General features: G+C 47.5%; 17 protein-coding genes. 7 read left to right on the forward strand and 10 right to left on the reverse strand.

The features are described from left to right. Positions 1-157: 157 nt before the first annotated feature. The 4 genes from NSP04_RS01040 to NSP04_RS01055 are packed head-to-tail and all read right to left on the reverse strand — an operon-like array spanning position 158 to position 3,917. Positions 158-1,060, reverse strand: a complete 903-nt coding sequence (locus NSP04_RS01040) for an FkbM family methyltransferase (RefSeq protein WP_257510479.1) — start codon at positions 1,058-1,060, stop codon at positions 158-160. Continuing rightward, positions 1,057-1,854 carry an FkbM family methyltransferase gene (locus NSP04_RS01045; RefSeq protein ID WP_257510480.1) on the reverse strand — a complete coding sequence of 266 codons (798 nt, stop codon included), beginning with the start codon at positions 1,852-1,854 and terminating at the stop codon, positions 1,057-1,059. The genes NSP04_RS01040 and NSP04_RS01045 overlap by 4 nt, the downstream gene beginning before the upstream one ends. After that, the gene (locus NSP04_RS01050) at positions 1,829-3,094 is read right to left on the reverse strand and encodes an ABC transporter ATP-binding protein (RefSeq protein WP_257510481.1); all 1,266 of its coding nucleotides are present in this window, start codon (positions 3,092-3,094) and stop codon (positions 1,829-1,831) included. Before NSP04_RS01050 ends, NSP04_RS01045 begins: the two co-directional genes overlap by 26 nt. Before the next feature lies 1 nt (position 3,095). Further along, positions 3,096-3,917, reverse strand: a complete 822-nt coding sequence (locus NSP04_RS01055; protein ID WP_257510482.1) for an ABC transporter permease — start codon at positions 3,915-3,917, stop codon at positions 3,096-3,098. A 367-nt stretch (positions 3,918-4,284) separates the two neighbouring features. Between NSP04_RS01055 and NSP04_RS14995 the strand changes: the two genes are divergently transcribed. The 6 genes from NSP04_RS14995 (at position 4,285) to NSP04_RS01080 (ending at position 12,540) form a co-directional block, all read left to right on the forward strand. Continuing rightward, positions 4,285-4,650 (forward strand): GtrA family protein, encoded by a 366-nt coding sequence (locus NSP04_RS14995; protein ID WP_371824981.1) that lies wholly within the window; start codon positions 4,285-4,287, stop codon positions 4,648-4,650. A gap of 7 nt (positions 4,651-4,657) precedes the next feature. Next, positions 4,658-5,620, forward strand: a complete 963-nt coding sequence (locus tag NSP04_RS01060; protein WP_257510483.1) for a glycosyltransferase family 2 protein — start codon at positions 4,658-4,660, stop codon at positions 5,618-5,620. Further along, positions 5,613-7,736 carry a DUF6311 domain-containing protein gene (locus NSP04_RS01065; RefSeq protein ID WP_257510484.1) on the forward strand — a complete coding sequence of 708 codons (2,124 nt, stop codon included), beginning with the start codon at positions 5,613-5,615 and terminating at the stop codon, positions 7,734-7,736. The genes NSP04_RS01060 and NSP04_RS01065 overlap by 8 nt, the downstream gene beginning before the upstream one ends. Before the next feature lie 147 nt (positions 7,737-7,883). Continuing rightward, positions 7,884-9,641 (forward strand): type I secretion system permease/ATPase, encoded by a 1,758-nt coding sequence (locus NSP04_RS01070; RefSeq protein ID WP_257510485.1) that lies wholly within the window; start codon positions 7,884-7,886, stop codon positions 9,639-9,641. Between the two features lie 5 nt (positions 9,642-9,646). After that, positions 9,647-10,966 carry an HlyD family type I secretion periplasmic adaptor subunit gene (locus tag NSP04_RS01075; protein WP_257510486.1) on the forward strand — a complete coding sequence of 440 codons (1,320 nt, stop codon included), beginning with the start codon at positions 9,647-9,649 and terminating at the stop codon, positions 10,964-10,966. A gap of 23 nt (positions 10,967-10,989) precedes the next feature. Continuing rightward, positions 10,990-12,540, forward strand: a complete 1,551-nt coding sequence (locus NSP04_RS01080; RefSeq protein WP_257510487.1) for a TolC family protein — start codon at positions 10,990-10,992, stop codon at positions 12,538-12,540. On the opposite strand, the gene NSP04_RS01085 is transcribed toward NSP04_RS01080, so the two are convergent. The 5 genes from NSP04_RS01085 to NSP04_RS01105 are packed head-to-tail and all read right to left on the reverse strand — an operon-like array spanning position 12,530 to position 18,333. Beyond that, the gene (locus NSP04_RS01085; RefSeq protein WP_257510488.1) at positions 12,530-13,960 is read right to left on the reverse strand and encodes a glycosyltransferase family 4 protein; all 1,431 of its coding nucleotides are present in this window, start codon (positions 13,958-13,960) and stop codon (positions 12,530-12,532) included. The genes NSP04_RS01080 and NSP04_RS01085 overlap by 11 nt on opposite strands. Positions 13,961-14,018: 58 nt before the next feature. Then, on the reverse strand, positions 14,019-15,422 hold the full coding sequence (locus NSP04_RS01090) for an MATE family efflux transporter (protein ID WP_257510489.1): 1,404 nt from the start codon (positions 15,420-15,422) through the stop codon (positions 14,019-14,021). After that, positions 15,419-16,264 (reverse strand): class I SAM-dependent methyltransferase, encoded by an 846-nt coding sequence (locus tag NSP04_RS01095; protein WP_257510490.1) that lies wholly within the window; start codon positions 16,262-16,264, stop codon positions 15,419-15,421. The genes NSP04_RS01090 and NSP04_RS01095 overlap by 4 nt, the downstream gene beginning before the upstream one ends. Positions 16,265-16,315: 51 nt before the next feature. Further along, positions 16,316-17,362, reverse strand: a complete 1,047-nt coding sequence (locus NSP04_RS01100) for a glycosyltransferase family 4 protein (RefSeq protein ID WP_257510491.1) — start codon at positions 17,360-17,362, stop codon at positions 16,316-16,318. Then, positions 17,359-18,333 (reverse strand): GDP-mannose 4,6-dehydratase, encoded by a 975-nt coding sequence (locus NSP04_RS01105; RefSeq protein ID WP_257510492.1) that lies wholly within the window; start codon positions 18,331-18,333, stop codon positions 17,359-17,361. The genes NSP04_RS01100 and NSP04_RS01105 overlap by 4 nt, the downstream gene beginning before the upstream one ends. 218 nt (positions 18,334-18,551) lie before the next feature. Here NSP04_RS01105 and NSP04_RS01110 point away from each other — a divergent pair, with 218 nt between their 5' ends. Continuing rightward, a complete protein-coding gene (locus NSP04_RS01110; RefSeq protein WP_257510493.1) occupies positions 18,552-20,399 on the forward strand; it encodes a polysaccharide biosynthesis protein in 1,848 nt (615 codons plus the stop codon). 4 nt (positions 20,400-20,403) lie between these two features. On the opposite strand, the gene NSP04_RS01115 is transcribed toward NSP04_RS01110, so the two are convergent. Continuing rightward, positions 20,404-20,997 (reverse strand): sugar transferase, encoded by a 594-nt coding sequence (locus tag NSP04_RS01115; RefSeq protein ID WP_257510494.1) that lies wholly within the window; start codon positions 20,995-20,997, stop codon positions 20,404-20,406.

Genomic DNA, 20,997 nt, shown 5'->3' on the forward strand with positions numbered 1-20,997 from the left:
GTTCCGTGGCTCTGTAGTGAGGCCACAAATTTTCACCGATGGGTAGAGGTGGTTTTCTTTGATGTCAAGACATTTTCTTTGTCTAATACCTGTTAATCATAGAACAATTGATTAGCTCGATTCAAGTAGAAAATAACCGACACATACCTCTAGTGGGCTAATCAGAGCGTTTTTCAGCCAACTTTCTTAGCATCGCACCTAACCAACGCAGTGGGCGGGTTATGCGCCACGACGTACTACCCAACAAGCTGACAACTTGCGCACGCAATAATGAAGCCTCGGCCAAAGAAACGTCAAGATTCTGATTTAAAACACTTATTTCATTGCTCAATTTCTCCAAATGCGCTTCAAGCGCACCAATTTTTAGGTCCTTGATCAGGGTTTGGTGAAGTACAAAACCATCGAAAACATTTGGCGGGTACCATTTATTCGCTAACACGTCAAGCTGCTCATGAGCCACGTAAAATTTGTTTAAACCGTCGAAATAAACCGCTGTGTAGTTGGCGGATTCCAACAGTTTTCGCACCTGAGCATCAGAAATATCCGGTTTTCTAGGTATTGTGGCTTCTACAACGATTATCCAGGGGCGGTACTTCACCAAGTCCAAAGACTCAAGAACCTGCGCTTCATAACTTTCAACATCTATTTTCAAGAAGTGAATTGGCCCCGTTGGCCTGTACTGACCTAAAACTTTAGTCAGCGTGGTGGTGGCAACTACAATTGATGTTGCACCGTATCCGTCGAGACCGTGTTGGCGTGCCGTACCCGAATCGAAGGTACTTAAGCCAGTGTCTGGAATGTCAAATAGTTCGAGACAACCTTCTTTGTCGGCAATGGCCACCATCAGATTGGTGTCTTCACCACGCTCGGCTGCAAGCCTGGCGTGCCAAGCGGGAACAGGTTCAACATTGATACCGCGCCACCCTTGAGAATAAAACCAGTGCGTTACTGAGTCGACCACGGGGTCGTTGGCACCTACGTCCACATAAAAGCCAGGTGTGAAATCCTTTAAAACACGCCACAGAATTACGTCTTCAAAATTTTGGGCGTAAGAAATCATTTCAGTGCACCACGTATTTGGGCTGAAATATCGACATACCCCAGCAAATCGAACAAGGACCCGTACCGCTTGGCTTCATTGGCAGAAATTCCTGGCTGCAACAAACTTTGCCGCACAAACAGGCAATTGGCCCAGTACAACTGGCCGGCGTACCTGCTCACGGGTTCTCTATGGTGAAGGTCGTGATAAATGAAGTCCTGACCCAACAAGGGACCAGGCTGTGGCAATTCGGAATAATGAACCATATTTTCCAAGCGCCACAGAACAAATCCTTGGCCGTACAGGTACTGCGCTACATCTTGGTAAAGTGGTTGTCCCAGGTAGATTGGATTGAATTCAACCTCTAGCTCGACTGCAGCCACGGTTTGAAGTAAATGTGCCCCCCCTTGCAAAATTTCCAACTCGGTGCCCTGGGTGTCTAATTTTAGGAAATCAGCAGCTTGGGTGCCTGTACTTTGGGCCCAAAGGTCCAAAGTGGTAACTACAATTTGTTGTTCACCCACCTTGCGGGCACAAGAAAGTGCAGGCAAATTCTGGGTCAATAAGGGGTCAGGAAGCAGCAGCGAACTGCAGGCAGGTTCCTGGGTTAAATGCAACGTGCGGTTACCTGCCTGGCCAGCCAAGGCCTGCGGAATTAACGTGACTCGGGGGTCGGAATAATGATCACGAAGACGATTGCACTCAACTTCGTCCGGGTCGAATCCATAAATTTCCACCAGCTGGTCTGTCTGCAAAAATCGCTCTGCGAAGCCCCAGCGGCAGCCAATGTCAATTAATCGGTAAGGCTTGGTCATTTGAATCCCTGCTGTTCTGTATTTCACAATTAAAAGTTAATTCATTCCACACACTTCCGACGAATTGCGGCAAGTTTTCATTAATCACTTCGAATACACAAACGCCGTCTAGCCAGTGGTAATTACAATCAATGTGGTTGTCGCTTCTTACCAGGCTGGCGTGCACACTGTAGTGCCCTGGGGCCAGGATGTTTTTAAATTGCACGGTGTACGTGCACACCTGCCCGGCATTTAAAGGCCCGACAGTTTGGCCTGTATAAAACGTGTTGGCACCAAAAACCATCTGACCCAGGCGGTCTTTAATTCCGAAGCCCAGTACTAGGGTGGGTATGTTTTCCTGCACCAACACCGTAACAATTGCGGCAATTGGCTGCCCCACTTTAATTACCTTCAATTCTTTGGCGCTAATGGGGTCGGTCAACAACACACTTTGTAATATCGCCATGCCATTGCCAGAACTGGTTTGTACTTTGTTCCCTTGAATCACCGATGTGCTTACACTAGTGCCTTCAGGGTCGGCCAGCAGCGCGTTGTATCGGTCGAATACAGATTCGGGGGTACCATCAAGAGCCACAACACCCTTGCTTAACAAAATGGCCCGGCTGCACAAGGCCTGAATGGCCTCTTTGTCATGGCTAACTACCAACAAAGTGGTGCCCAACGATTTGAACTGCAATATGCGGTTAAAACTTTTTTGCTGAAAAGCGATGTCGCCGACCGACAGTGCTTCGTCGACTATCAATATATCGGGTCGAGTTGCTGTGGCCAGGCTAAATGCCAGCCTTACCTGCATGCCACTTGAATAGACCCTGACAGGTTGGTCAATGTAGTGACCCAGCCCGGCAAATTCTTCGATCTCCGGCATTAGGTCCTGAAGCTCACGCAGCGTGTAGCCCAACAACTGCCCAGCCATGAACACGTTTTGCCGACCAGTGAAGTCGGCATTGAAACCAAGCCCTAGCTCGAGCAGGGCTGAGACGCGCCCGCTTACCTGTAATTTTCCCTCGGTGGGCTGAGTTACCCCTGCGATAATTTTTAACAGTGTGCTTTTGCCGGCGCCATTAATTCCAATCAAACCGACCGATTCGCCGGGCTGAATTTGAAATGAAACACCTCTCAATATCCAGTGATTGGTGTGACGTTGCACAAAACCCAGTGAGATCAGCTCTAGAAGACGCCAAATTCGCCGAGAAAAATGTTTGTAGGCCTTGCCTAAGTTGTTGGCGATGATTACCGGCATTTCAAAGTTGGTCCACTAGGTCAGTTTTTGCTCGGCCAAGCACCAGACAACCAAAAACAAATGCCACGATCGCCCAAACTAGCGGTATAAATATTGCGTTAGTCGAGGCACTTCCACCTGCAACTACACTGTTTTGCGCAAAATCAACCAATTGAAAAACAGGACTGTGCTGCAGAATATTCAATGCCCAACCTGGTAGCACGCTGGGTGGGTACACGATGGGCGTAGCCCAGAAGCCCACATTCAACAAGACGGGTACCAGTTGCCCAATATCGCGGAAAAAGACGTTGAGCGTGGACAAAATAAGGCCTGTGCCCACGGCCAGAACGGCCACTACAAAGATTGCCATTCCCAAGTGGAGGAAAGAAACTTGCCCCAAGTACCCGCCAAGCGTTAAGAACAAGAAAAACAAAACTGCCATGATTCCCCAGGAAACCAACACGTTAAGAACCACCACAACAGGCACAACGCCGATGTGTATTTTCATTTTTTTCAGGAAATTAGAATAATCGGGAAACATACTTTGAGTTCTCATTAGCACGTCTGAAAACAGAGTCCAGAGCAACAGCCCCGTAAACAGGTGCATGACATAGCCCCAACCCGAAACGGCGCTAGACAGTTTTACTTCCATGACCTGGGAGAAAACTAACGCGTACATCGACATCATGACCAATGGGCTGATGACCGACCAAGCAGCGCCCAATGAAGAGTTCGCGTACTTGGTCATGAATTCCCGCTTGACCAATGCAGAAATAAAATTACGGTGAGCCCATATTGCCCGGGGTGCGCGCAACACGGTTGTACTTTGGACTGAAGTGAACATGACTTGGGGAACTCGCTTGAAGAAGACCGTATCGTAAACGCCCGACTGCTTTACAGGCAACGCCAATAGAAACAATCTCACAAAATGTTATTGTTAAAAACCTGAGAAAACCGTTTGATTACGCGGCGCCTGCTTTAAAGCCACGGCAGTTCACTATTAATTTGACTTGATCCAATTCACTAACTACCATCTGCGTCTACGTCAGTTGCCGACAATAAAATTGCCCATCACTTGAGTGCCCAGGGCTACATTGATGTTTATTTACATAGGCCATTTCGCTTTTTCTTGCCTGAAGAAAGCTAGGGCTTAAAAAAAATAGCGTGTGTTACGGCGTTTAAACGGGCCAAGTTAAGGCTGGTGGTTGAAAATGGTGGGTTCTAATTTTCCAAAGTTTGCCTTGGTAGGTGTGTTTAACACCTTGATACATTTTTTAATTTTGGCATTCAGCACTAGGCATCTGGGGGCAGACCAACTATTCGGTAATGTCGCTGGCTACTTGTGCGCCTCTACTCTTTCATTTTTTATCAACTCAACTTGGGTTTTTAGAAAAGAATTGAGTTTCATGCGCTTCATTCGGTTTCATAAAGTTGGGGCCTTAGGGCTATTCGTGAGTGCAACAGTAGGTTTTCTGGCAGATAGTTATCGCTTACACTACGGAGTCACTATGCTAGTGAGTATCGTTGCGTTGCCCGTGGCTTCATACCTTCTACATCGAAGATTTACGTTCAAATAATCTGCCAATGAAAAGCAAGCCATTAATTAGTCTGGTCGTGCCATGCCGTAACGAAGCCGCTTGTTTAAAAGAATTCATCGCTCAGTTGAATCGTTTCAAGAGCTCATATCTAACAGTTGACCTCGAGGTGGTTTTCGTCAACGACGGAAGCACAGACAGGACGCTTGATTTGTTGGGGGAGGCATCCGAACGGAACGAATGGATCAAAATTGTCGACTTTTCGCGAAATTTCGGTAAAGAAGCTGCCATTACTGCTGGGTTGGATTTCGCCGCAGGCGATGCGATTATTTTTATGGATGCAGATCTACAACATCCTTTCAGCGTACTGCCAGTTTTCATTGAGCATTGGCAATCGGGAGTCCAGGTCGTTGTCGCACGTCGCATGAATAGAGACACCGATTCATCTTCTTATCGCAGGTTAGCCACACTGTTTTACAAAATGTACAACCGCATCGCAACCGTAAAGCTACCTGAAAACGTGGGTGATTTCAGATTAATAGATAAAGCCGTGGCAAAGGAATTACGTAGGTTAACCGAGCGTCAGCGGTTCATGAAGGGGCTCTTTGCATGGGTAGGTTTTGAACCCACAGTAGTCGATTATGAAGTGGCGCCTAGGCATGCCGGTCAATCTACTTTCAACAAATGGCGTTCGTGGAATTTTGCTCTGGAGGGGCTGGCAAACTTCAGTACGGTTCCACTTAGAGCTTGGACTTACCTAGGTTTACTGTTTGTACTTATTGGTCTAATCTATGCGGGTTTTATCATTGTTTCGGCGCTGTTGTTCGGTGTAACCACCCCAGGTTATGTCACCTTACTGACTGCAATTGTGGTCTTTAGCGGCATGCAGCTGATTGGGATCGGTGTGTTAGGTGAGTATCTTGGAAGGGTATTTATCGAGGTAAAAGGTAGGCCCGCTTACATTGTCAGAAAAACCCTGAACCTGGAAAATCCGAGACTCTCCGATGACTAGGAGCAATCTGTTTCTCCGATTGTCTGCCTACGTTACAGCCCCCATATTGGGCGCAGTGATTTTCTTGTACGTGGTTGGAGTTGATGTCCTCAATCCGTACAATACTGACATCTTGCTTTTTGGTGATACTGCAGCGCATTATGCAGGCTGGTCATTCTATTACTTGAGTCCTTTCGGGTTTCCGATTGGAGTTAACCCGTCTTTCGGAATAGAAATTTCCAGTTCTATAGTGTTCTCTGATGCGATTCCACTCGTGGCCATTCCAGCTAAGTTTATAGGCCAATTGCTAGGGATCGACCCTTTTCAATATTTTGGAGCTTGGCTCCTTTGTTCCTTTATTCTTCAAGCAGTTTTTTCTTGGCTTTTGATCGGTCAGTTCGAGCTACGTTACACACACCGCCTTCTCTGCACGGCGCTTCTGACCTTCTCACTGCCAATGATATGGAGGCTGCAAGGGCACTTTAGCTTAACGGCACATTATTTATTGTTAGCGTCTATCGTGCTTGTGTTTGCTCAGGACGGTAAGCGCCAACTTTGGCCTTGGGCTTTACTTTTGGCAGCGGCAACCTTAACTCATGCCTATTTCGTGGCGATGGTTGGTGCCTTGTGGTTTGCAGACTTGTGCCGCGCAAAGTGGGACGGGTGGCGCCCCAGTAAAGCTTGGGTCGGTGAGTTTATTTTCATGGTAACTACCGTCGGAGTTGTCGCGTATCTAGCAGGCTATTTTGTTGTGTCGAGCGGGGCGGCGCTGATTGGCTATGGCACCTACAAACTAAACTTGCTTAGCTTGTTTGACCCGGATGAATCCTGGTCAACAATCTTGCCCGACATTCCCAATGCCGGCAGAGGCGAGTACGAGGGATTTGCATTTCTTGGCCTTGGAGGCCTATTTTTACTAGGGCTTTCTTTTGCGAGGCCCAAAGCACTTGTTCAATCTTTGCGTACATTCTTTATCGAGTATTGGTTCTTGACCTTGGTGCTCGTTGTTTTGGTTTTATATGCAATCACACCTGCTGTTGGGTTTGGTCCGTATTCAGCAGGTAAAGTACCTGACGTTTTTGAGCGAATGTTCGCTGTATTCAGAGCATCTGGTCGCTTTGTATGGCCGGCTTATTATTTTATTTTTCTTGCTTGTTTGATTTTTGTTTGCAAGCGATACCCACAGGTGGCCTCAATTAGCCTGTTGTTTATCGCCCTGACCCTACAAGTTGTGGATTCTTCCCAAATGACATCGCAACTTAACACTTTCTTATCGAGTGTATCTGGAGCAAAGCGTGCGGAGATTCGATTAAGAGGTCCATTATGGGATCACCTCGGGGCTAAATACAAAAAAATAAGAAGACTACCCACTGCAAATATTTCTGAGGGATGGTTGCCTTTGGCCCTGTATGCCTCTCAAAATAAAATGCAGACCGATATTGTGTATTTGGCTCGAGTGGATCAAAAGAGTCTTACTAAGCTTCATCAAGAGTCGATGAATATTGCAACTATGGGCGATTTTGATCCAGATACACTTTACGTGCTTGATGAATCTGTTTTCGCGAAGATAAGTAGGACAGTTCGAGAGGGAGACTTCATTTTTCGTATGGATGGTTACACTCTCCTGGCCCCCAATTGCTCTGACTGCAGCACGAAGGCTCCGAAGGGTGTTGAAATTCTCAAACCAGATGAGCTAGTACCTAGATTTAGTAAGGATGACATCATTGAATTCTCGTACTCAGGAATGGGTAAGATTTTTCTCAACGACGGTTGGTCTCAACCCGAACATTGGGGTGTTTGGCAGGATGGGCAAGAGGCATCACTAACAATACCTCTATTTAAAAGTGATGTTGAAGCACTCTCTTTGTCTTTTCTAGGTTTTAATGGAACGCTTCAACGTCCTTTGGATGTCTCAGTCTACATAGATGGAAAACCATGGAGAACCGTGTCGATAATTGACAATACCCCGCAAATTCTGAATATCTCTTTGCAGGAACTTGGCAAAAATTGTCGCCTAGCGCTATGCGAAGTGGGAATCACCTTTGTTACTAAAAACACTTCTCGCCCGATAGACCTAGGGACCGGAAATGACCCGCGCAGACTTGGTGTTGGACTTACAGACCTCACTTTTCAATAAGAGGCCACGTCCGCAATCTTGCGCTTGCCCTAAAAGCACCTACCGCCAGATAGAGTGACGCCCTAGAGTTTTAGGGGCTAACCATTTAGAGGTACATTCCTGATACAATTCTGGGTTATTCAAAAAAATCAGTGACATGGTGCAACGTTGAACATTTTTCGCGACCAGAACGAGCTTACTGAAGCGCTTAAAACCTGCAAAAAAAGCTTCCGCAGCTTGATGACTTTTAGCGCGGCGGTCAACATTTTGGCGCTAACTCCTTCGATCTACATGCTGCAAGTTTATGATCGGGTGTTGGCCAGTTCAAATGAAGCGACGCTGGCCATGTTGACTTTAATTGCGGTTGGTTTGTTCGTGCTGGCTGGCCTTCTTGAAGCTTCGCGCACGTTCATTTTGGTGCGGGTTGGCAACAAACTAGACGTGGCACTGAACCAGCGGGTGTACAACTGTGCCTACGAGGTTCAACTACGCACAGGTGCTTCCGGCAATGCAGGGCAGTCACTGCGCGACTTGACCGTGGTTCGTCAATTTTTAACCGGTAATGGAATTATGGCGTTTTTTGACACGCCCTGGATTCCAATTTACATGGGTGTCATGTTTCTGTTCCACCCCGGGCTCGGATTATTGGCTGTAGTTGGCGCTTTGATTTCGATTACATTAACTTTCGCCAACAACAAACAAACCGACCCCCCACTTACCGAGGCCAATAGGTTAGCAATTAAGAGTGCTGCGACAGCAGACAGCAATTTGCGTAACGCCGAAGTAATTGAGGCCATGGGCATGCTGGGCGCATTGCGCAATCGTTGGCTTGAGGAGCATTTTAAGTTTCTAGCGCTTCAGGCGCAGGCCTCGGACAAAGCCGCAGTGTGGACACATGCCAGTAAATACTTTCGCATTTTCCTTCAAAGTGCCGCACTGGGTTTAGGGGCATACTATGTGATTGAACAAACCATGACCCCGGGCATGATGATTGCCGCGTCTATTTTGATGGGGCGTGCACTGGCACCAATTGACCAGCTAATCGGCGTTTGGAAGTCCTATAACAGCACCAAGCAGGCATATATGCGCTTGATAAAATTGATGGAAAATGCCCCGGCTGCGCCAGAAGGATTAAAACTACCTGACCCCGCACCCAATCTGAGTTTTGAATCAGTCACTGCTGGCCCGCCTGGATCAAGGCAGTTTACAGTGCGCAATTTATCTGTCGCGATAAAGGCCGGACAGGTGGTGGGTGTAATTGGCCCTAGTGGTGCAGGGAAAAGCACTTTAGCAAGACTAGCGATTGGCATATGGAAACCGCAAAATGGCATCATTCGCCTGGATGGTGCCGACATCAATCAATACTCTCGCGAACACATTGGACCTTTTATTGGCTATCTGCCACAGGAAGTTGAGTTGTTTGCCGGAACGGTTAGCGAGAATATTGCGCGCTTCGGTGAACTTGATTCGCAGAAAATTGTGGCTGCTGCGCAAGCGGCAGGCGTTCACCAAATGATTCTGAATTTACCCAAGGGATATGACACACCACTGGGTGAGCGCGGTGCAGGATTATCAGGCGGGCAAAAGCAAAGGTTGGGACTTGCGCGCGCCATGTACGGAAATCCAAAGTTGCTTGTTCTGGACGAACCCAATTCAAACCTGGATGACGCGGGCGAACAGGCCCTGATTAATGCCCTGACCACACAACGTGAAGCGGGACATACTGTAATTGTAATTACTCACAAAACCAGTGTGCTCACAGTGACTGATTCATTGATCTTGATGCGAGACGGCACCATTGCTGCGGCTGGACCATCTGGTGAAGTATTAAAAGTAATTACACAGCAACAGGCTCCGCAAAAAAATACAGCGGCCATTGCCAGTGCCGGCAACAATCCTATTCAGGTGGTTAATACCAACCGTTAATAAGTATGAGCAATACAAACATTCAAGACGTCGAATTCGTAGACACTGATGACCGTGCGAAAAGCAAACTAGGCTGGATTTTTTTTCTAGTAGGTTTTGTAGGATTCATGGTGTGGGCGTTTTTTGCTCCGCTGGATCAAGGTGCCCTACTGCAAGGCCAGGTTACGATTGAGGGAAGCCGTAAAACAATTCAGCATTTTCGTGGCGGAATTATTGAGGAAATTTTGGTGACCGACGGGCAAAAGGTAAAAGAAGGCGATGTACTGATTCGTATGAACCCTACCCGCACCGAGGCTGAATTGGAACAGGTACGCAGCCGATGGATTTCGATCAAAGCCACGCAAGCGCGTTTACTTGCAGAGATTCAGAATAAAGAATTGATTGAGTATCCAGCATGGTTCGCGGCGAATGCAGACGATACGCGGGTGCAGGGTGCTGTGCTGCTACAAAACGAGTTATTTAACAGCAGAGCATCGACCTATGCTGCCGAAATTGCAGGATTGACCGAAAATATTAGTGCGCTTGAATCGGCATTGCGTAGCGTTAGAGAAAGCATAAACGCGAGTAGACAGAGGATTGCTCTTTCAGACGACAGATTGAACGGTCTGCGTGAAATGGCCGAACAAGGCTATCTGCCACGCAATCGCTTGATTGAAGCCGAAAGCGAACGTAGCTCACTGGGCATCAGCCTGGCGCAGGAAACGGGCCGTATGGCCCAACTGAGCGGACAGCTGGCTGAGGCCCGTCAACGTTTGCTACAAGTACGCTCGGCCTATTTGTCGGAAAGCCAAACCCAACTGACGGAGATTCAGAACCAATCCGCTGAGCTGGACGAGCAACTGAAGTCGGTGGAATTTGACGAGCAGAATAGCGTAATCAAAAGCCCTGTTTCAGGCTATGTGGTTGGCTTGAAAGTGTTTACCGAGGGTGGTGTTATTGGACCTGGAGAAAAGTTGATGGACATTGCACCCAGCGAAGGACGACTTGAAATTGACGGCAGGCTAGACTTAAACCTGGTCGACAAAGTAGCCACGGGCATGCCTGTTTCCATCAAGTTTTCTGGCATCAGCGCTACAAAAACACCTGAACTTGAAGGTGCATTGAAGAGCATTTCAGCTGACAGCTTGGTCGACGAACGGACCGGAGTACCTTACTACTCGGTAAGAATTTTACTGACAGATGAAAGCTTGAGCAAAGCTCCCGATTTTGGAATTCAGCCAGGAATGATGTCGGAGGTATTTATCAATACCGGCGAAAGGACTTTAATGAATTATCTGTTCAAACCCTTGATGGACAGAGTGGGTACCTCATTCACCGAACATTGAACCGAACTGTGAGCATACTGGACATGGAATTGAAACCGTCGTTGCTGCTTGCCTTGCTAATGGTATTTGCCCAACCCGTAAAATCTCAAACGCTACTTGAAGCACTAGAAAATTCGATAAAACACGACCCGAGTTATCGTGCCAGTCAAGCAAATAGAAAAGCAGGTGAAGCTGAAAGGCGAATAGGACGAGCTTCTTTATTGCCGCAGATTTCTGCTTCTATTTACGAAGGGAAAGCGGAAACCGAACGCCGTTTGCTGAACAGCCCCAACCCTGCTACCGATATTATTGATTACGATGTTTCAAATAACGCGATAACACTTCAACAGCCACTTTTTAATGCAGATGGGCGTGCTCGTTTCATACAAGGGGATCTGATTTCCAAGCAAACGATTGCCCAAGAAGCTGAAGCACTTGCACAACTGTCATTGAGAGTGACCACCGCCTACATGGGTATTCTTAGCGCAATAGACCAAGTCCGTTTGGCTGAAAGTGAATCAAAAGCGTTGAAAGAGAGACTTTCATTAGTGAACGCCAGTATTGTGGCTGGGGAAGCGTCGCGAACAGATCAGGCGGAATCGAGGGCTCAGCTGGACCTTGCGAATGCCCGATTACTAGAAGCCAAAGAATCTTTGAGCTTAAGCCTGCGAGCATTAGAAAACATCACCGGTATTAAAAGTAACAAAGTATTGTTTCCAGTTGAATTGGATTTGAGCCAATTAACACCGCCACTTCCATTCGAGAAGCTTAAATCGCGGATGATGTTAAACAGCCCTAGCGTAATTAGTGCGTTATACGAAATTCGAATAGCGGAGCAAGAGGTAGCCAAGCAAAATGCGGGGCATTTGCCTCGAGTTGATTTTGTGGTTCGTGCCGCACAGAGTGAATCGGATACTGTGACCACGATTGGTCAACGCAATGATCAAACTACCTACGCACTACAAATGCAAGTGCCCATTTTTTCTGGATTTGGTATCGATGCAAGCGTAGATAAGGCAACCGCAAATTTAGAAAGAGCAAATGTAGCTTGGCAGGCGCAAGTTCAGGAAAATGCTTACAAGCTACAAGAGTCATACAGTAAGTTCAACACCAGCCAGATTAAAATAAACGCGTTCAAAAAAGCAGTTGAATCAAGCCAAGAGTCTTTAAAAGCTGCTGAGCTGGGACAGACACTGGGTATTCGAACACTTTCCGATGTGCTTGAAGCACAACGGCTGCTATTTAGTACCCAGAAAGACTTGTCCAGGGTTCGCTATGAAACGCTGATGTCATTAGTAGAGGTAAGCTCTGTTAGCGGGCAATTGAACGTAAGCCGTATCAAAGAAATAAGCGATTTGCTGGCTGTGCAGGCCGAAGTGGTTGTATTCGAGCGGCCAGACTTGATTAACATGCAATCGCCAAACTTGCAGCAGTTCGAATTGCTGGAATTTGATCAAGATGAACCCGTTACTCCAAGTGCAGAACCTGACAAAGTATTAAAGAAGGAAATCAAGGAAGGCAATGAGGTTGTTTACCGTCTGGAAGACAAACCAGATCTACTCGCGCCACCCACAGTTGAGCAAATCATTGACTAGTGGTTTGACCGCAGGCTTTGGATTCCATTACAGTATCGCAGAAAGCGAGAGCCCTTTTGGCGCTCTCGCTCCAGGGCACAACCACCCCCGCCCCGGCAACCTTGGCGCGCAGCGATGTCTTGATTATTTCGCTTTGAGTCTTTAAGTCGATTAGTCCGCTGACCAATGACTGGCCATCAGACAAATCGAAATAGGTGATTAGATCACCACCCACCTCTCGGTGACAGGGTATATCGCTGGCGATGACTGGCAATCCGTGCGCCAATGCTTCTACAATCGGTAAACCAAACCCCTCCATGTGGGAAGCAAATACCAGCGCTGTAGAACTCGCATAGCAGTATTTGAGTAATTCGTCAGAGGCATCGTGAACAACAAATAAATGTTTTCCCAACTGCGGGTGGCAGTTTATACGCAACATTAAGCCTTGCACATTCCAGCCAACTTTACCCAATACGATTAAATTCACTTCATGCCCAAGACTCCACAACTTTTCGAAAGCATCCAATACCATAGTGTGATTCTTTCGGGGCTCGATCGTCGAAACCATTAAAAAGGTAGGTGCCGATCTAAACAATACAGCGATGCTGGGGGGAACGACGCCTGATTCAACTGGGTACGCACGCTGACTGGCACTGATACCAAAGTCGCAACCCAGCGGGAAACTTCCATAGGTGAATGTGTTTGCGCGATTCTGAAAGTGACTTTGCATGTAGCGACCCAAATCATTCTTGACAGCATTGGAAATGCAAAGATATCCGTCGGCGTATCGGCTGGTGTTGTACATCCAGTTTTTGAAAGTGAGCGCAAACCTATGTTCAAAAAACTCAGGATGAAGAATGGGAATAAGGTCATAGACCACGTAAACGACCTTTGCCTGGGCTCGCTTAAATTTTTGAATCGCTGTGTCGGCCGAAATATGCCAAGAGGCGTCGAGCATCAGCAAACAGTCGTCTGAGTTGAAAATAAGGTCGGCAGGTTCGACAACAGGGTGCTGAGTTGGGTTGATACCACCCGTCAACGAAAACATTCTAGAGATAGACCGGAAAACACTACGAGATTTTCTAAGCCCGCTTAGCAATAGTTGCCGACTGCGGTGTGTTGGAAGAATCATTAGCGCCAAGTTTAACAAGGCATTCGCCACACCCCAGAGATACACTTTGGAAGCGCGCAAGACGAGCTGACAAGTTTCGCTTGTTATGAACTTAGCAAACCACCGGTTATGAAATTCTTTGAGGCGCAGGGACTCAGGATGGACGACAACCACACGACCTGTGTCAAGCCGGACCAAAATCATCTGAATGGACCGACCCTCTAGTTGGCGAGGAATTTCCTCAACCAAGCGGCGAACAACTCTTTGAATACCCGTACGGATATGCGGATGTTGGACCAGGAATGAACAATCTACAAAAATTCTTTTCATGCGAGACCACACAAGATTTCAAGTTGTGAATGACTGCATACAAGAAGCTGTTGCCGACTCATGATTTGGTAGAAAAAAACATTCGAAAACTTTGGTTTCTCAACACAAAAAATGTGTAGGGCAACACAACCAAGGCGAAATAGCAAACAATTCCAGTGAGGATCAACGATTCAATCCCACCGTGTTGTACAGCCCAAAACTTGAGCGGAAGCGACACGGCAACATACAGTAAAGCGATCACGGCTTGAAGCCGCACAATACCCATACCATTTAGAAACATTGCAAAAGTCGCACCCAAGATTTCCAAGAATACCCAGCCACCATAAATAGCAATTAATTTGAGTGGTACGCTGACGTGATCGTCAACCAGCAAGTCAATCAAGGCGGGGGCCAAGAAAATAATGGCCAGAATAAGAACTCCCCCAACAAAAGCTGCACAAGCCATGCTTAACAAAAGCATTTTCCGAATATACGCCTTATCGCCACCGGCAGCTGCATTGGCATAAGCCGGCCAAAGCGGCGTGACAAGGATGGAAACCGGCTGACTTGCAAATTGAAATATCCTTTGACAAATTATGAAGGGCGTTACTGCAGCCGTACCCAAGGTACTGGAAATGATTAACGCATCTGCACCCCAACCCAGGGTTGCGCAAATTTGCAGCACAAAAAATGAGCCCCCAAGACTTAGGAAGGTTCTCCAATGAAGCGGCAAGTTAATAATACCCGTACGAAAATTAAATACGTCCGTGCGTATTAATTTAAGTAAGAATACAAAGCCAGTAACAATTTGTGGGGCCATGATACAGGCTAACAAGGTAGTCAGTCCTGAGTTTACTTCTGTGAGGAAAAAAAGTAGCGCAAGGCCTAAAACCCCCATAAATGTCTGAAACAGATACACGATATGGGCTTGCTGCATTCCCACCATAGTTCGGATAACTCCGTTGGTCAGCAGATGTAAGCCAAATAGAGAAGCAAATAGTGTTAGCGCATTGCTGATCTCGGTGTCAACAACAGCTAACTCTGTCGGCGGAATTTTAAACAAGGGTTGCCACGATACGTATTCAATCAACAATAACGCGCAAACCGTGAGCACAACTCCAAGGATAAGTAGCAAAACGATGCCCACCGAGACTTCTCGTTGTAGAGTATGCGGTCCAGCGATCAGTCCGTTCGATGCGTAATTTGTCATGGCATTTCCCAAACCCAAATCCATGAAAGCCAACACGGCAAAAAGACTGATGATGATCAGCCAAGCACCGGTCAAAGTTTCACCAAGATACGGAAGGGTCCAAGAAATTGCGGCGATAACTGTGAGCATGGTAACGCCTTTGTTGAAAGCTGAAGCCATGGCAGTGAGCACTACAACTCGATTTCGCTCGAGAGATTTAAGTTCACTGTCAGATAAACCACGTTCGGGCCGCCCCAACAAAAGGGTAAACCATTGGCGAATTCTCACGTTCATTCTTTGCGCTTTGGCTTGCTTTGAATCTGAGAGATCAGCCGCTGAAAATCAGCTTCTACTCCAGTAGGTCGACGCGCCACCATCAGCAATCTAAAAAGCTGAAGACCATAACGATTTAGCAGCAAACTCAGCATTAAAGATCTATAACCGGAAACTGCCTTGTCAAGATAGAAGTTGTTCTGGGTAAACAAGGTGTATTGCCCATAGAAATGAGCTGTATACCCTTTAAAGCGCGCAAAATCTTCAAGAGCTTTGCGGCTGTAAAAAAATACGTGTTGACCACTGGTGGGCATTAAGTAGCGCCAGTCGGCCCCTTGGCCCGCATAAAGCTCAGTTGATACCAATACCAACCGAGCTGACCGCTCGAACAACTCACCTAACTGACTCGATGGTTGATCGAAGTGCTCCAATACTTCAAATGCGACAATTATTTCAGGCTGTGTTAAATCATCCGCTTCGAAACCCTTGGCGTAGGTCAGCTTCGCATGTTTATCGAAACCGAACGCATTGATTCCATAGTCCCGAAGCAAGCGACATAGCAAACCATCGCCCGCACCATAATCCAAGACATTTACAAGATCAAAAAGCTTACAAACATGAAAGACGATGGCGAGATTATTCCAGTTTCTTTGGGCTGCACCCGTGTCAATATCTGCGAGATTTGTACCGTATGCTTCATCCAACCAGTCGGGTAACTGACTCTGCAAACTTTCGCAATGTTGACACTTAAAGTAGGCGATGCGCCTTTTGAGCAAAATCGTGGCGGTAAAGCTTTGTGTCGTGGGCCCGCCACAAAGTCTACAAAATTGATTTTCGGAACAGGTATCGGCTGAAGATGTCATTAAATACCAACGTAAACAGTTTGAATTAAATTTAAAAGATTTGCCCGCAGCTTACGCTCGCCGCGTCGTCAAAAGATCATATATTTCATGTGTTGCATTACAGCAGTTCTGCCACGAAAAGAAAGCTGCTCTGTCAATTCCAAGCGCAATCATTTCGGCCCTACGAGGGCGTTCCTGAATTGCGTCAAACGCAACGCCCAAAGTATCAGCAGTTACAGAGTCAAGCAGGTAAGCCGCTTGGCCGGCCACTTCAGGTACTGAAGAGGTGTTTGATGCGATTACAGGACACCCACAAGCCATAGCCTCCGCAACAGGAATTCCAAAGCCTTCGTATAGTGAGGGGAAGACCAAACCTAGAGAATGTCGATATAGTATGGCTAGATCTTCATCATTTGCCCAGGTTAAATGATGCACTCGACCTTTTAAACTCTTGTCTAAATATGATTCTTCTTGTTCAGTGATGGGCCCACCACCAACACAGATCAAGTGCTCGGTCCGGTCTTTTAGTGCAGCCAATACTGGCAAAAAATTCTTGTAGGTACTGCGTGCACCAACGTATAGAAAATAAGGTTGACTAGTTGGGCTAACAAATGTTGGGCTATGGGTATAACCCTGCAGAAATGCGCTGTTTATGCCCAGGTGTACCACGTGTACTTTGTTCCGAGGCACATCAGGGAGAAATTTAAAAAGATCGTTACGTGTGCTTTCACTGATACAAATTACAGCATCAGCCTGGCGAATTGCTCTGTTCTTTTGCCAACAGTGCAGTATTTTCTGACGAGTTTTGAAATAACGTTCATAAGTAAAGTCGTACACAGTAACTACTGATTTTGCACCGCTTGATGGTAACCGGTAGTAACTACTATGTCCTACCGGCGCATCGCATTCATAATCTCGATAACGCTCAAGCAGTCTATTTGTCGAATTTACAAGTTTAGTTTCTACAGAAGAGGGGGGCTTGCCCATTAAGTTTCCCGCAGGCAGATATAGGCCGATTTCTAGCCCCCTTCTTGAAAACTCAGTGCACAAGGCATTGAAATAAACAGATATGCCACCGTAGGCCTGAAGGGCATAGACAATGCCATCGAAATGAATCATCGACAGTCCGTTTGTTCAAGCGCTGCTTTGGTCATTAAATCAATCACTTGTTCAACATGTAACCTGGCTTTCCAATCCAACAATCTTTCCGCCTTGCGGGGGTCCGCACTACCAAATTTGATGTCGGTGGGTCGCGAGAATTTTGGGTCAAGATCGACCCAGTCTTTCCAGTTCAGATCGAACTGACTGAAAGCAATATCTATAAATTTCTCTAAGGTTACAGTTTTACCTGTGGCGATTACAAAATCTTGAGCTTCGTCAAGTTGCAACATTTTCCACATTGCCTCTACATATTCTGGTGCCCACCCCCAGTCTCTGGCAATGTCAAGGTTTCCAAGCTTAAGCCTTCCCTTGCCAGTTCGGGCGCATTTGCAAGCACCATGAATGATCTTTTGTGTCACAAATCGACCGGGTCTAAAAGGAGACTCATGATTAAATAAGATTCCTGTACTGGCGTGCATTTTATACGCCTCCCGGTAGTTGGCAACACACCAAAATGCAGAAGCCTTTGCAATGCCGTAGGGACTTCGGGGCTTAAATCGAGATTCCTCGTTGGCTGGCTTGTCAAGAGTGTCGCCGAAGACCTCGCCCGAGCCAGCGCTATAAAATCGAATTGGTAGATCAGTAAGTCGAATAGCCTCGAGAAGAGATAGGGTACTTATCGATACACTTTCAAAAGTTTCAATTGGTTGATCGAACGATAATCCCACGGACGTTTGTCCGGCCAAATGGTAAACCTCCACCGGTTTTTCCGACCGCAGTAGTTCAACAACACTACGAAAATCCAACAGCGCTAAGGATTCCATCTGGATGTCGTGATGGATTCCTAGATTCTTGAGGTTAGTGGTGTTATTCGCATGGGCATCCCTGGATGTTCCAATAACATGATAGTTTTTTTTAAGTAAAAACTCGGCGAGGTAGGCCCCGTCTTGTCCAGTGACCCCGAGTACTAACGCTACTTTCTTTGTCATATCTTGATTTGTTCCTTGACGACTTGGGCGCAATGCTCGTGTAATATTGGATTTTATCAGGCCAGTAGATTCCGTGCTGCTAACCCGTGGGTTATCTGAAACCGCTTTCGACTCCGTTACGTCCACCATCTTAAGAACCCAGTGCCTTTACCTCATCTTAAACATTGAAATCTGAGCACCTTATTGGTTTGCCACGCTGGCTGAAACAAGCTGTCGTAATGACCGTTGATCTTGCCTTGGGTATTGTTGCCACCTGGCTTGCGTTCAGCCTTCGTATCGACGGCATGCATGTTCCCCAAGGGAATGAATGGATTCCATATTGGTTCGGCCCACTGCTGGCCTTGCCCGTATTTATTTATTTTGGCCTGTACCGTGCCATATTCCGCTATACCGACCTGGCCGCCATCAAGCAAATATTAAAGGCCGTGGCCGTGTATGCGGCCATATACACCGCTGTGGTGCTCGCGTTCTATATTCCGCCCAATCCCCGGTCCATTGGTGTTCTTCAGCCTTTCATGCTGAGTGCATTTATTGTGGGCGTGAGAATGTTTGCACGGTTTTGGCTACTATCCAGCAATATCGATCCACGACTAAGACTGCTCCGACGCAGACTACTGATCGTTGGAGCGGGCGAGGAAGCCGTACAACTGGCCAATGCCCTAAGAGGTTCGCCTGCGTACATTCAAATCGGCTTTGTTAGTGATGACCAGCAATTGGTTGGGCGCAACATGACTGGCCACCGTGTGTTTGCAATGAACGAACTGCGGTCGGTGATCGAAAACTATGAGGTCTCCGACCTGGTGATTGCCCTGGGTAGTGGTGCACAGGGGGCTCGCCGGCAAATTATTGAGGAATGCAAGGGCCTGCCGGTGCACATTCAAACAGCTGGGCTTACCTTGGACAGCGAGCATTCTTCAATTCGCGAACTGGACATTGACGACCTGCTGGGCCGCGACCACGTGCCCGCGAATGTGGAATTGCTGAACCTGAAGAACCACCAGAAAGTGGTTTTGGTGACTGGCGCCGGGGGAAGCATTGGTGCTGAATTGTGTCGGCAAATTTTGGCTACTCGCCCTGCCCGTTTGGTGCTTTTTGAGAACAATGAGTTTGCACTCTACGCGCTGCACCACGAGCTTCAGCAGAAAGTAAACTCATTCTACCGCGAGGTGCAGTTGTCCCCAGTACTTGGCGACGTGCGAGACGCGCACCGGTTGCGCGAAGTATTCAGGGCGATTAAACCCAATACGGTTTACCACGCTGCCGCTTACAAACATGTGCCTTTGGTTGAGCTAAACCCGTTTGAAGGTATTCGGAACAACTTTTTGGGCACTCGATTAACCGCGCAGGTGGCAGAGGAAATCGGGGTGGAAGATTTCGTGCTGATCAGCACCGACAAGGCAGTGCGCCCCACCAATATTATGGGTGCCAGCAAGCGTTTGGCCGAACTGGCCCTGCAAGCCTTGGCGGCTAAACCGGGCGTTAAAACTCGATTCAGCATGGTTCGGTTTGGCAATGTGCTTGGCTCGAGCGGGTCGGTGGTGCCGCTGTTTCGTCAACAAATCGCCAAGCTTGGGCCGGTAACCATCACCGACCCGGAAGTAACGCGGTTTTTCATGACCATTCCTGAAGCGGCACAGTTGGTAATTCAGGCAGGGGCCATGGCCAAAGGCGGCGATGTTTTTGTGCTGGACATGGGTGAGCCCATTCGAATTATTGATTTGGCCAAACGCATGATTACTTTGGCTGGCTACACCGTGAAAGAGCTTGACCAACCCAACGGAGAGATTGAAATCAAGGTGACAGGCCTGCGCCCCGGCGAGAAGCTTTACGAAGAGCTGTTGATTGGCAATGACCCAAAACCCACGGAGCACCCCCGTATTATGAAAGCCAATGAAAAATCCATTGCCGATGACGAACTTGAACAAGAAGTGCAGGCGCTACAAGAAATTTTGCAATCAAGAGATGTACCCGAGTTGAAGAATCTGTTGCTACGCCTGGTAGATGGTTACCAACCGGAAAGCGAAACTTTCGATGCTTTGGCCAAGGCTGGCCTTCCCAAGGCCTGAGCGGCTACTTCAATACAGCGAAAAAAGTACGTGCAATGATTTGAATATCAAGCCAAAGGCTTTGTTGCTGCACATAGCGCACGCAATAGGCCAGCTTGGCGGGCATCACCTCTTCGATATAGGTTTGCTCGGGGTTGCTGCTTTTGCCGAGCAACTCGCTTTCACTGCGGTATTCAATGCTCGCTAAATCGGTGATTCCCGGCCGCACCGAAAGCACAATACTCTTGGTGGGCTCTGGGTACATGGCCACGTATTTGGGCACTTCTGGGCGGGGGCCCACCAAGCTCATCGTGCCTTGAAGCACATCAATAAGCTGGGGCAACTCATCAATTTTGTAATGCCGTAAAAAAGCCCCTATTTTTGTGATTCTTGCGTCTTGACCCACAGTAATTTGCATGGCGTTGCCGGGCTGGGCCACCGTCATCGTTCTGAATTTGTGAATTCGAAATGGGGTGCCGTGCAGGCCAATGCGTTCTTGCCGGAAAAACACGGGGCCCGGCGAATCGCGTTTGATTAACAAGGCGACAAGTACCAACATTGGGCTAAGCAACAGCAAGCCAGCGAACGAAAGCACCAGGTCGAATGTTCGTTTAAGCAC

This window comes from Limnobacter parvus (assembly GCF_024623725.1).
Classification (GTDB): domain Bacteria; phylum Pseudomonadota; class Gammaproteobacteria; order Burkholderiales; family Burkholderiaceae_B; genus Limnobacter; species Limnobacter parvus.